Here is a 12407-nt window from a genome sequence, read left to right as displayed (position 1 = left end):
CAGAATCGCGAACGTGCAAATTGGCATGACCTTGCCGGTGATGGAACCGGACGTCGACGCGAACATCCTCAAGCAGTGGGCCCGGACCATCGACGAGGGGCCGTTCTCCTCGTTGTGCTGGGGTGAGCGGATCGCCTTCGCCAACCCCGACTCGTTGACGCTGTTGGGCGCCCTGGCGGGGTGGACCGAGCGGGTGCCGCTGGTGGCCACCGTGGTGGTTCCCCAGCTGCACAACCCGGTGATGCTGGCGAAGGCGCTGGCCACCGGGGACATGCTCAGCGGGGGACGGCTGACGGTCGGTATCGGGGTGGGCGGCCGCCACGAGGACTATCGCGCCGCCGGCGCCGACCCGAAGACCCAGACCATGCGCGACATGGCTGAGCGGGTGGCCGTCATGAAGCGGGTCTGGGCGGGGGAGAAGGTCACCGAATCGGTGCTGCCGGTCGGCCCGCGGCCGGCCCGCGACGGCGGACCGCGGCTGCTGGTCGGCACCACCGGACCCAAGACCCTGCGTAGTGCTGCGCAGTGGGCCGAGGGCATTACCGGGATCTCGATGGACCTCGACACGGACAAGCAGAACGAGCTGTTCGACGTCGCCCGCGACGCGTGGGCCACGGCGGGCAAGCCTGCGCCGCATCTCGCAACGTCGTTTTGGTTCGCCCTCGGCGAAGGAGAGGCGCCACGCACGCAGGTCATCGAGCATCTGCGCCACTACATGAATTGGATTCCGCGCCAGTACGTCGACTCGATCGCACCGACCACCGGGTGGGCGGGCACCGACGAGGAGCTCGTCGCGGTGCTACGCGGGTTCGCCGAGATCGGCACCAGCGAGTTGCACCTGATTCCGACCAGTACCGACATCGGCCAGCTGCGGCGGGTCGCGGACCTTGTTGGGGAGATCTCCGCCCAAACAGGAGTTTCGGCGTAGAAAGTCGAGTAGAAGTCGCCATAGCGTCGGTTTGGCGCCAGGAGGAGGAGTCATGACTCAGCCATACGGCAACTACCAGATCGAGATCTACTTCCAGGGCCTGACCGGCACGGTGCCCAGCCTGCCGATGTCGTTCGCGGAATTGGAAGCCCGTGCCGCCCAGGCTCTTTCGCCCTCGATATGGTCCTATGTCGCCGGCGGCGCCGGCGACGAGCGAACACAGCGGGCCAACGTCAGCGCCTTCGAACAGTGGGGTGTGATACCGCGGATGCTGGTCGGGGCCACCGATCGTGACCTGTCCGTGGAACTGTGGGGACGACGCTGGCCGGCCCCGGTATTCATGGCGCCGATCGGCGTGATCGGGTTGTGCACCCCGGACCGGCACGGCGACCTCGCCGCCGCACGGGCCGCGGCGGCCACCGGTGTGCCGATGTGCGTGTCGACGCTGACCATGGATCCGCTGGAGGATGTGGCTGCTGAATTCGGCGACACACCGGGGCTTTTCCAGCTTTACACCCCGGTCGATCGCGAGATGGCCGAAAGCTTCGTCCACCGCGCGGAGGCCGCCGGCTACACCGGGATCGTGGTGACGCTCGACACCTGGGTGCCGGGTTGGCGGCCGCGCGACCTGACGACGGCGAATTTCCCGCAGCTGCGCGGCCTGTGCCTGTCCAACTACATCAGCGACCCGGTCTTTCGCGCCAAGGTCGACACCGACATCGACGCCGACCCACGCAATGCCGTGCTGCCCTGGGTCAGTAACTTCGGAAACTCGTTGACCTGGAACGACTTAACGTGGCTGCGATCGTTGACGTCGCTGCCACTGATCCTCAAGGGCATTTGTCATCCCGAAGACACGCGCCGCGCGATCGACTCCGGCGTCGACGGCATCTACTGCTCAAACCACGGGGGTCGCCAGGCCAACGGCGGACTTCCCGCCCTCGACTGCCTACCCGACGTGGTGGCCGCTGCCGGCGATGTGCCGGTGCTGTTCGATTCCGGCGTGCGGTCCGGTGCCGACATCGTCAAGGCGCTGGCGATGGGTGCCGCCGCCGTGGGTATCGGCCGGCCCTATGCGTACGGCGCAGCTCTGGCCGGCACCGATGGAATCGTGCATGTGTTGCGCTCGCTGCTGGCCGAGGCCGACCTGATCATGGCCGTCGACGGCTACCCGTCCCTGGCCGACCTGACTCGTGACGCGTTGCGACCCGTGCGACAGTAAACCCATGTCGCAACCATCCACCGCGGTCAGCCGCCTGCCGGAGAAGCAGAACACCTCTCGCACCCGCCTCGACGAGTTGCTCGATGCGACACCGCTTGCGACCATCGCCCTGATCCGCGACGGACACCCGGTGATCTTTCCGATCGGCTTCGCCCGTATCGATGACGAACTGGTCATCCACGGCTCGACAGGTTCACCGTGGATGCGTCTGCTCGCCGGTGGTGCGGCTGCCGCGGTCTCGGTGACCGCACTCGACGGAGTTCTGGTGGCGCGCAGTGGATTCGAATCCTCATTTCAGTTCCGCAGTGCGGTACTCTTCGGGACTTTCAAGCCGATCCCTGACACCGACAAGGTCGGCTATCTCGAGACGCTCACCGACACCTTCATTCCCGGCCGGGTCGCCGAGCTTCGCGCCAGCTCACGTAAGGAGCTCGCCGCGACGATGGCGTTGCGGATGCCGATCACGTCCGAGAACTGGTCGCTGAAGATCGGCGACGGCTGGCCAGAGGACGACGACGACGACGTCGCCGCGGGGGCGTGGGCGGGCGTGGTCCCGTTGACGACTGTCTACGGCGAGCCGCAACGTGCGCCGGACTGCGATCCCGGCACCCCGGTGCCGCCCTCGGTCAGCGCGATGTCTGGTGAGCTGTCGAACCGTCGGGGGCGGCTGCCCCGGTCATGATCGGTTTGGGCCGCAGGGCGAAGCTGAATCCCAACGCGATGACGCCGATTGCGACGCACGTCCAAAACGCCTGTTGGAAAGTGGAATCCGTCCCGGAGCCCACAATCGGGCCGGCCCAGGCGAATCCCAGTGAGAAGCCCATGCCGTAACTGGCATTGGCGATGCCGGGTAGCGCGCCCGGCGCCTCGTCGGATGCCTGCAGCACGCCCAGTGAGCTAAGTGGGGTGAGAACCGTTGCGCAGCAGGTGAATCCAAAGACCACCATCAGTGCGACGATCGCATACTTATGGTCGGCAAAGACTGCCATCAGCGCGATCACCACGATGGTGGCGACGATGCCGATCCTCATCACAGTGACGAAGCCGATGCGGACGGCAATGCGGCCGACGAACGGTGCGGTGAGCACCTGCACAACCGCGGCCGGGGTGAGGAACAACAGCGCCGTCATCGTCGCGTTCAGGCCGAAGCCGGAATCCGGGTCCTCGGCCATGCTCGGGATGATGAAGCCGAGCACCACCATGAACGACGCCATGACCAGGACGGTGACGACGATCAGCGGCCAAGCCTCTCGCGTTCGGATGTGCCTGAGCCCCACGAGCGGATGTTCCACCCGGTTGTCCACCACGACCAAGGCGATGAACGCGACGACGACCACCGCCAGCCACACCAGTGCCGGCGTCGACGTCCACCCGGCGTGCCCGCCGTTGGACAAGAACATCGTGATACCACCGACCGTCAACGCGATGAAAACCGCACCGATCCAATCCATCCGGCCTTCGGCGCGGGCGCTGTGCTCGTCGGCGGGAACCCATTTCCACACGAACGCGACCGCGATGAGGCCGACTACCAGGATCAGGCCGAAGATCGAGCGGTAGCCCCATGTGTCGGTCATGATGCCGGCCAGAAAGGCGTCGCCACCGGCGACACCGCCGTTGATGGATGCCATCACCCCGCAGCAGATGCCGAACGTTGCGCCGGACAGCCGGTTCCGCAGGATCAGGAAGGCCAGGCCGTAGGTGATGTTCGAGGCGCCCTGCAAGAACCGGCCGACCACCACGATCGGCAGTGACGTGCTCAGGCACAGCGCCGTCCCGATGCACATCACGATCACGATCCCGATCAGCATGCGTTTGCGCCCGACGTAGTCACTCCACCGGACCAGGACGACATTGGCGATCGCGCCGGCCAGGTAGAACGGCGTCGACATGGCCACGAATGCCCCCGGGCCGAGTGTCTGGTTGATGTCGCGGACGGCCGGCGCGAGCATGGTGGCGTTCAGCGAGAACGACATCAGCGAAAAGACGAGGGCCGTCACCAACAGGACGATCTGTCGGCGGGACAGAGAATCGATGTCGGCCGGAGCCGCGAGAGGCGAACTCACAAAGGCCACTCCTCAGAGAGCAATTGAGTGCATCGTATGCGACGACACCGCACGATGCGTGCTGTCAGCGCCGCCCCCACGGACCCAGCAAGGTGCGCCAGAACTTCCGAAACGACTCGGGGAAGACGACGTCCTCGGTCTTGCGCGGCGACGGCGGGCTGACGTTCGGTTCGCCGGGTCTGTCGTGATCGGGGGAGTCGTCGTGCTCAGCCATGCCAGTCATCCTCGCTTAGCGTCGGCCCGGGCCGATGGGGCCGGAACTCAGCGTTGAAATACCTTCCGGCTGCGCAACCGTTGTCAGCTGAACCTGTTGGCGCCCAGGATATTCCGGCTATCGGAACAGATGCCACCACCAGGGTGTAGGCGACGAAGCGCCCGAATGGATTCCGCATGCGCCCCGCTTCCACCGACCGGTGCCTCACCGTATCGAACTACAGGGACGACGTCAGGCAAACACGCAGTCCAAGTGCCAGCGGCTCGGGACACCGGCAGGCGGTTGGCGGCGCCCGCGGAGCAACTAGCCGACGATCCGGTCCGCTTCCCGCAGGCCGCTCAGGTAGGCGCCGTGGACGGTGCCGAACCACTCGGGGTTGGTGGCTTCGCCCGCGAACAGCAGCTGCTCGCCGACCGGCTCGCCGAGCGCGTGCATGTCGTCGGGGCTGGATCCCACGGCTATGAAACTGTATGAGCCGCAGGCATATTGGTCGTTACCCCAGCGCGTCACGAGTGATCCGGTGGGCGTTGGCGCGTCGATCGCGTTGATCAACTCGCTCACCGCCGCCTGGTCGGACATCGATTCGCGGGACCAGGCCGCCTGCCCGCCGCGCAGCCCCACGAGCAACGGCTTATCGGCGAACAACAGTCCGTTGACGAGATCCGTGACCGGCTGGTTGTCGCCGACCAGTCCGATCATCGGCGTGGACTCCGGCCAGAAAGGCCTGTCGAAAGCGACGACCACCTTGTTCAGCAGTCCGAACCCGATCCGCTTGATGGCGCCCAGCTTGGTCTCCGGCAGTGGAGGGTCGAACGCGATGTTTCCGGCTTTGAGCACTCCGAGCGGGACGGTGACGATCACCCGGTCCGCGGTGACGGTCCCCTGTGAGGTTTCGACTCGAACCTGCTCGCCGCCGTGCACGATTCGCCTGACCTTGGTTTTCTGCCGAATGTCGAGACCTTTGGCGAGGTGCTGGGACAGCTGTGTGTAGCCACCGGGGAACAGCACGTCGGGCCCTTTGAACTGGCTTTCGCTGCCCAGCCAGCGCAGCGACAATTGGTCGGCGTCGGCCGCGTAGTCCCCGGCGGTGCGGGACGTCACGTTCCAGGCGACCAGCGGGTCGTCGAGGTCCGCGATCCCCGCCAGGCCGTCGGCCACCGATTCGTCGGACCCGGCCTCGCTACTGAGCTCATCGAGCTTCTTGGCGATCCGGTGCCAGTCGTCAGCCGACGCGGCGGCGGCTTTGTGATCGACGATCCGGTGGTCCTCGATCAGGATGAAATCCTCGAAATCGGTGGCTACGGTTTTGGCCCCGACATCCGCAGCGAGCCTGGTGAGCGGGTTGTCTTCGGTGCCATGGATCCACGAGGCGCCGACGTCGATCGGTACTCCCAGCGAGGTGTCGGTCCGCGTGCGCCCACCGATTCGGTCCCTGGCCTCGAGAACGGTGACGCGCAGACCGGCGTCGGCGAGACGCCGAGCCGCGGCCAGACCGGAGAAGCCGGCACCGATGACGATGACGTGCTCGCTGCTCTTCTTTTCTTCCGCGTCGCTGCAACCCGGCAGGAGCGGCGCTGCGGCGAGCGCGCCAAAACCCAGCATGAACCCGCGCCGCCCGACCGAACGCATGGCGGTGACGCTAGCGTTTCACCAGGTTGATCACAGCGAAATCACAGATGCGCCCCCGGTTCGGCAACGTGCTGAACTCGATGGAGGAGGCGCGGTCCGTCGATCGGCCAAGCACGAGACCGACGACCTGCTGGGCCGCGACCGCGGAGGGCTATATAAATGGGGCGTTTCCCGCACGATAAATGGGGCGTTTCCCGCACGGCCTGAAGGCGCCGTGATTAACTTGCCCGGGCTTGGTCTCCAGCAAGCCGTTGGCAAAGAGAGGCGCACCCGTTCATGAAGTCAGCATGGTGCTTACGAAGGGTCGTCATCGCGGCGAGTTTGACGGCGGTGATTCCGCTTTCGCTGGCCGGACCAGCCTCGGCCGACCCGATCACGGATGCGCTGGCTAACACGACCTGCAGCTACGCGCAGGTCACGGCTGCCCTGGATGCGCAAGCTCCGGTCCTGGCCAAACAGCTCAGTTATCGGCCGGATATGCAGAGGAATCTCCAGCAGTTCCTGGCCATGCCGGTGGACCAGCGCCAGCAGTCGATCGCTCAGCAGCAAGCAGCCAACCCACAGTTGCAGGCCATCCTCGCCGCGCAAATCGGACCCCAGGTCGTGCAGGTTGCCAACACCTGCATGAATTACTGAACGCCCGGTTAGAGTTTCGGCTCACCAGCACGGCGGTGAGGCCGTGCTGGCGCAACCGCACACCATAATCCTGGTTACGTAACCGTAGCTTGCAATATTCGACGTCGTGGCCGCGGGCTTTCGCGGCTGTGGGCACCGGCATCTGCGGTTGCTGCGCGCAGATCACCGGGTCTGTCCAAGTGACTAAAAAACGACCGTCGGCATGTCATTTCGGCAACGAGGTACGAGTCCCGCAGCGTAGATTCTCACAGAGTTACCGGCTGGTAGGCCGCCGGGCATGTGAACGTGTTCTAAAACCCAGATTTGTCGCGCGCGTAAAGCTAGAGTCGCTCCTCATGCAGGCCACGTTGGCTAACTCTCATCCGACAAATGGCGCCTCGTTGGCGCTGCTCGATCGACCTGACGTCGGTGCGGCGCTCGCCGAAATCCGGAGGCCGGTTGCCGTCGTGGGATCGGTGCACGGACCGCGCGCCGTCCTTCTCGAGGGTGCAGGGCTGCTAACGCAGGAGCTCCTACGCCAGGAAGTCCTCGCCGTCTTGCCGCCGATCTACCCCGAATGGCTCGGTGAGCGCAGCTTCACCGCGTCGCATGGCGTGCGGTTTCCGTACGTGGTCGGCGAGATGGCCCGCGGTATCGCCACCCCGCAGATGACCATCGAGGGTGTACGCGCCGGCGTGATGGCGTTCTACGGCAGCGCCGGGCTGGACCTGGCTACCGTCGAAGCGGGTGTGCGCGAGATTCAGAGTGCCCTCGGCCCGGACTCCATCGGGTGGGGCGCCAACCTGATCCACAACGTCCAGAGCGACGGCATGGAACTGGCGACGGTCGATCTCTTCCACCGCCTCGGTGTTCGCTACGTGTCGGCCTCGGCATTCATGCGGCTCACTCCCGCGGTCGTCCTGTATGCCGCCAAGGGATTGCGCCGCGGCGCGGATGGACAGATCGTCCGGGCCGGGCACATCTTCGCCAAGGTGTCCCGCGACGAGATCGCGCGGCAGTTCCTGCTCCCGGCCCCCGAGGACATGCTGCGCGCGCTGGTCGCCGACGGTCGTCTCACCTCTGAGGAAGCCGCGCTGGCCAGCCAGATCCCGATCGCGGAAGACATCACCGCCGAAGCGGACTCCGGCGGCCACACCGACAACCGCGCACTGACCGTGCTGCTTCCGCGTCTGATCAGTCTGCGCGACGAGATCGCTGCCGCCCATCGCTATGCGGTCCTGCCTCGGGTGGGTGCCGCGGGCGGGCTCGGGACACCGGCCGCGATCGCGGCCGCCTATGCCGCCGGTGCAGCGTATGTGCTGACCGGCTCGGTGAATCAGTCGGCACTGGAGAGCGGCCTGTCGCCCGATGCACGGACGCTGCTGGCGCTGGCCGAGTCCACCGACGTGGCAATGGCACCTGCCGCCGATATGTTCGAGATGGGCGTGACCGTTCAGGTGCTCAAGCGCGGCACGATGTTCGCTCAGCGCGGCCATCGGCTGGCTGATTTCTACCGCCGCTACTCCTCGCTCGAAGACGCCCCACCGGAGGTGCTCGCGAACCTCGAGACGACAGTGCTCGGTCGCAGCGTGGCCGATATCTGGGCCGACACCGAGGCATTCTTCGCCAAGAGCGACCCGCATCAGGTGGAGCGCGCCGCGGCGGATCCGAAACACCGCATGGCATTGGTATTCCGCTGGTATCTGTTCACCGGTTCACAGTGGGCGCGCGACGGCAACACCGCGCGACGCGCTGACTACCAGATCTGGTGTGGTCCAGCGATGGGGGCGTTCAACCAATGGGTACGGGGGAGTTTTCTCGAGCCGGTGGAGGCGCGCACGGTTCGACAGATAGCGCTCAATCTTCTTGAGGGAGCTGCAACCGTGACTCGCGCCGGGCAACTTCGCGCCGCGGGCGTCGCGATGCCGCCTTCCGCCTTCGATTTCCGTCCACGTCCACTCGGATAAGGGTTACCTTGACTGACAACACGCACCAGCCCATCGCCACTCCGATCGCGGTGGTCGCCATGTCGGCGATCTACCCGGGCGAGTCAGGGCTAACAGGCTTCTGGCGCACCATCACCTCTGGCCGTGACGCCATCAGCGAGGTGCCGCCCTCGCACTGGCTGATCGATGATTATTTCGATGCCGACCCCAAGGCGCCGGACAAGACGTACTGCAAGCGCGGCGGCTTCATCGACCCGGTGAACTTCGATCCGGTGCAGTTCGGGTTGCCCCCCAACGCATTACCGTCGACCGACACGGGGCAGATCCTTGCCCTGATCGCGGCCAGGCAGCTGCTCGACGTGGTGGCGCGCGAAGGCGCGGAGGTCGACCTGGACCGAGTGGACGTGGTGCTCGGGGTCGCGTCCACCACCGAACTCGTCGTCCAAATGGGCTCGCGTATGCAGCGGCCGATCTGGCGCAAAGCGATGTTGGAGAATGGTTTATCCGAGAGCGAGACCGACGAGATCTGCCAGGACATCGCGGATCACTATGTCCCGTGGCAGGAGAGCACCTTCCCGGGTCTGCTCGGCAACGTCATCGCCGGCCGGGTGGCCAACCGCCTCAACCTCGGCGGTGCCAACTTCGTCACCGACGCCGCCTGCGCCAGTTCGCTGGCGGCGTTGCAGTCGGCATTGCACCGGCTGTACCTGCACGAGTCGGATGTGGTGTTGACCGGCGGTGTCGATGCACTGAACGACGTGATGATGTACATGTGCTTCTCCAAGACGCCGGCGTTCTCGGCCACCGGGGACTGTCGGCCGTTCTCTGACGGCGCCGATGGCACGATCATCGGTGAGGGCGTGGGCATGGTGGCTCTCAAGCGCCTTGCCGACGCCGAGCGGGACGGGGACCAGATCCATGCGGTCATCCGCGGGTTGGGCTCCTCCTCCGACGGGCGCGCATCCAGCGTCTACGCACCGCGCTCCGACGGGCAGGCCAAGGCCCTGCGCCTCGCCTACGAACGGGCCGGTTACGAGCCGTCGACTGTCGAACTCATCGAAGCGCACGGCACCGCCACCAAGGCCGGCGACGTGGCCGAGTTCGCCGGTCTGAAGTCGGTGTTCACCGACACCTCGGCGCGCATCGCGCTGGGCTCGGTGAAGTCCCAGATCGGTCACACCAAGGCCGCGGCAGGCGCCGCCGGTCTCATCAAAGCTGTTCTCGCACTGCAGCATTCGACGCTGCCCGGCACCCTCAAGGTGGAGCGCCCGAACCCCGCGATGGGCATCGACGAGACGCCGTTCTACGTCAATGCGCAGACCCGTCCGTGGGTGCGCAAGGGCGATCAGCCCCGGCGTGCGTCGGTCAGCTCATTCGGCTTCGGCGGCAGCAACTTCCACGTGACCCTGGAGGAGTACCAGGGCGAGCACCGCGCCAAGCGGCTACGTGCGCTGCCCAGCGAGCTGGTCGTGCTCAGCGCGGCGTCTGAAACCGATCTGCAGAAGCGGGCCGCCGACATCGTCGCCGCGGCACGCTCCGGTGAGAGCCTGGCCCGCATCGCGTTCGATGCCGCCGAGGAGTTCGACGGATCGCAGCATGCGCGCGCCGGCCTGGTCGCGACCGACGTCACCTCGCTCGAGACAGTCGCCGAACGGCTGCGCAGTGCGCTGGCCGACGGGACAGCCCGCGACATCAAGGACGCCAACATCGCCGTCGGCTTCGGGCCGGCCCGCGAAGGCAAGACGGCATTCCTGTTCCCCGGCCAGGGCAGCCAGTACGTCGGGATGGGCGGCGACCTCGCGCTCGCCTTCCCCGAGGCGCTCGCGGTGTGGGACGGGCTCGAGGGTGACCTCACCGACCTGCCCGGCGTCGTGTTCCCCGAGCCCGTGTTCGAGCCGGCGGCGGTCGATGCCCAGAAGGCGGAACTCACCGCGATGGCGAACGCCCAGCCGGCGATCGCGGCGACCAGTCTTGCTCAGCTCGCGCTGCTCGACCTGCTCGGTGTGAGCCCAGATGCGGCCGCCGGGCACAGCTTCGGCGAGGTCAGCGCACTGGCGGCGGCCGGTGTCCTGCCTATGGAGAAACTCGTCGAGACCGCGCGTACTCGCGGCACCCTGATGAACGAGGCGGGTCAAGGCAAAGACGGCGCGATGCTGGCTGTCACCGCGACCGCCGAGGACATCCGGGCCCTGTTGGAAACCCAGCCGGACTCGGGATCCCTCGTCGTCGCGAACGACAACGCGCCTACCCAGGTGGTGCTGGCCGGAAATGAGTCGGATATCGCGTGGGCACAGGATGCCGCGAAGTCTCGGGGCTGGTCTTCGGTGCGCCTCCCGGTGGCGTCGGCGTTCCACTCGCCGATCGTGGCCGCGAGCAGCGCACCGCTGACCGCTTACCTGAAGACGCTGAAGATCGGGCAGCCGAACTTCCCGGTGTACGCCAATGCCACTGCCCAGCCGTACAGCGAGGATGTCGCGGTTCAACTCGGCGACCAGGTCCAGCAGATGGTCCGGTTCCGCGAAATGATCGAGGCGATGGCCCGCGACGGCGTCACCCGGTTCATCGAAGTCGGGCCCGGCCGGGTTTTGACCGGACTGGTGGGCAAGATCCTCGGCACGACACCGCATATCGCGATGGCGCTGGATGACCCGAAGGCCGACAACCTGCGTGGCTGGCATCGCGGGCTGGCAGCGCTGGCCGCTGACGGTGTGGCGCTGGATCTTGTTGCCCTGTTTGACCATTACGCGGAGCCGGTGAAGTTCGTTCCCGCTCCCAAGCATGCCGTCAAGGTCGGCGGAGCCAACCTCGGCAAGCCGTACCCGCCCGTCGATGGCAAGGCGTCCATCACGGTCAAGCGCACGCGGGTGAGTGCGCCCGCTGCGCCGGCCGCTGTCGTCCAAGCACCCGCGCCCGCCCCGGCGGTTCAGCGGATGGAGGCGCCCGCGGTTCACGCGCCGGCACCGGTGGCACAGGCCGCGCCGGCACCGGTCGCACAGGTGCAGGCACCGGTCGTCCACCAGGCGGAGGTCGTGCACCAGGCGGAGGTGATCACGGCGCCGCTGTCGGGCGATGTGTGGAGCATCATCGACAGCATCCAGAAAGAGACCGCCGAGCAACACCAGCGCTATATGGACGTAGTGACGCAAAGCCACCAGGCGTTCCTGGACATGTCCACCCACATGATGGCGCAGATCGTCGGCGAGCCGACGGCCGTCGCGCCGGCACAGAGGGCCCTGCCGAGCGCGGCACCTCAGCCGGTGTTGGCGCCGGTGGTGGCCGCGCCCGTCGTCACACCGCCGGTCGCTGTCGCGCCGGCACCTGTGGCTGCGCCGGTCGCGGTGGCCGCGCCGCCCGTGGCTGCACCCGTGGTTGCCGCCCCCGCCCCCGCGCCCGCGCCGGTAGCTGCGCCTGTTGTGGCTGCGTCGGTTGCGGCTCCGTCTGTGCCTGCGGGTGATGTTGTCTTGCAGATTGTTTCGGAGAAGACGGGTTATCCGGTGGACATGCTCGGGTTGGGCATGGAGATGGAGGCCGAGCTCGGGATTGATTCGATCAAGCAGGTGGAGATTTTGGCTGCGTTGCAGTCGAAGTTCCCGGGTGCTCCGGAGATCCCGGCTTCTGAGCTGTCGGCGTTGCGCACGCTGCAGGATGTGGTTGACACGGTCGCCGATTTCGCGGGGCCTGCTGCGGTAGCTGCGCCTGTTGTGGCGGCGTCGGTTGCGGCTCCGTCTGTGCCTGCGGGTGATGTTGTCTTGCAGATTGTTTCGGAGAAGACGGGTTATCCGGTGGACAT

Annotated in this window: 9 protein-coding genes; 6 read left to right on the top strand and 3 right to left on the bottom strand. The window is 66.5% G+C overall.

The window, feature by feature from the left end; genetic code table 11:
- The first annotated feature begins 25 nt into the window (after window positions 1-25).
- Genes CG716_RS26400 through CG716_RS26390 form a run of 3 tightly spaced genes read left to right on the top strand, consistent with a single transcriptional unit; the run spans window position 26 to window position 2832 of the window.
- Entirely contained in the window at window positions 26-928 is a 903-nt protein-coding gene (locus tag CG716_RS26400) for an LLM class flavin-dependent oxidoreductase (RefSeq protein ID WP_234818047.1), read from the top strand.
- 52 nt (window positions 929-980) lie between these two features.
- Window positions 981-2150 carry an alpha-hydroxy-acid oxidizing protein gene (locus tag CG716_RS26395; RefSeq protein WP_094484102.1) on the top strand — a complete coding sequence of 390 codons (1170 nt, stop codon included), beginning with the start codon at window positions 981-983 and terminating at the stop codon, window positions 2148-2150.
- 4 nt (window positions 2151-2154) lie between these two features.
- Window positions 2155-2832 carry a pyridoxamine 5'-phosphate oxidase family protein gene (locus CG716_RS26390; RefSeq protein ID WP_094484101.1) on the top strand — a complete coding sequence of 226 codons (678 nt, stop codon included), beginning with the start codon at window positions 2155-2157 and terminating at the stop codon, window positions 2830-2832.
- On the opposite strand, the gene CG716_RS26385 is transcribed toward CG716_RS26390, so the two are convergent.
- The 3 genes from CG716_RS26385 to CG716_RS26380 all read right to left on the bottom strand — a co-directional run bounded on the left by CG716_RS26385 (window position 2777) and on the right by CG716_RS26380 (window position 6056).
- Window positions 2777-4213, bottom strand: coding sequence for an MFS transporter (locus CG716_RS26385; RefSeq protein WP_234818046.1), 1437 nt, complete (start codon window positions 4211-4213; stop codon window positions 2777-2779). The two genes, CG716_RS26390 and CG716_RS26385, sit on opposite strands and share 56 nt — an antisense overlap.
- Window positions 4214-4277: 64 nt before the next feature.
- Window positions 4278-4427 (bottom strand): hypothetical protein, encoded by a 150-nt coding sequence (locus CG716_RS30380; RefSeq protein ID WP_165774314.1) that lies wholly within the window; start codon window positions 4425-4427, stop codon window positions 4278-4280.
- A gap of 303 nt (window positions 4428-4730) precedes the next feature.
- Complete coding sequence (locus CG716_RS26380) at window positions 4731-6056, bottom strand: flavin monoamine oxidase family protein (RefSeq protein WP_094484100.1); 1326 nt, start codon at window positions 6054-6056, stop codon at window positions 4731-4733.
- A gap of 330 nt (window positions 6057-6386) precedes the next feature.
- On the opposite strand from CG716_RS26380, the gene CG716_RS26375 reads away from it, so the two are divergent.
- The 3 genes from CG716_RS26375 to CG716_RS26365 all read left to right on the top strand — a co-directional run.
- On the top strand, window positions 6387-6692 hold the full coding sequence (locus tag CG716_RS26375; protein WP_234818051.1) for a hemophore-related protein: 306 nt from the start codon (window positions 6387-6389) through the stop codon (window positions 6690-6692).
- A 335-nt stretch (window positions 6693-7027) separates the two neighbouring features.
- Entirely contained in the window at window positions 7028-8638 is a 1611-nt protein-coding gene (locus CG716_RS26370; RefSeq protein ID WP_094484098.1) for a PfaD family polyunsaturated fatty acid/polyketide biosynthesis protein, read from the top strand.
- A gap of 8 nt (window positions 8639-8646) precedes the next feature.
- Window positions 8647-12407 (top strand): type I polyketide synthase (locus tag CG716_RS26365; protein WP_094484097.1); only part of this gene is annotated, 3761 nt, incomplete at its 3' end.

It is taken from the genome of Mycolicibacterium sphagni (genome assembly GCF_002250655.1).
Classification (GTDB): domain Bacteria; phylum Actinomycetota; class Actinomycetes; order Mycobacteriales; family Mycobacteriaceae; genus Mycobacterium; species Mycobacterium sphagni.
The sequence above is the reverse complement of the archived record's forward strand: the minus strand, read 5'-3'. Positions and strand labels throughout refer to the sequence as shown.

Excerpts from the sequence above, each read along its gene's own strand:
- CG716_RS26400 (WP_234818047.1), top strand. The coding sequence starts at position 26 with ATGACCTTGCCGGTGATGGAACCGGACGTCGACGCGAACATCCTCAAG.
- CG716_RS26395 (WP_094484102.1), top strand. The coding sequence starts at position 981 with ATGACTCAGCCATACGGCAACTACCAGATCGAGATCTACTTCCAGGGC.
- CG716_RS26390 (WP_094484101.1), top strand. The coding sequence starts at position 2,155 with ATGTCGCAACCATCCACCGCGGTCAGCCGCCTGCCGGAGAAGCAGAAC.
- CG716_RS30380 (WP_165774314.1), bottom strand. The coding sequence starts at position 4,427 with ATGGCTGAGCACGACGACTCCCCCGATCACGACAGACCCGGCGAACCG.
- CG716_RS26380 (WP_094484100.1), bottom strand. The coding sequence starts at position 6,056 with ATGCGTTCGGTCGGGCGGCGCGGGTTCATGCTGGGTTTTGGCGCGCTC.
- CG716_RS26370 (WP_094484098.1), top strand. The coding sequence starts at position 7,028 with ATGCAGGCCACGTTGGCTAACTCTCATCCGACAAATGGCGCCTCGTTG.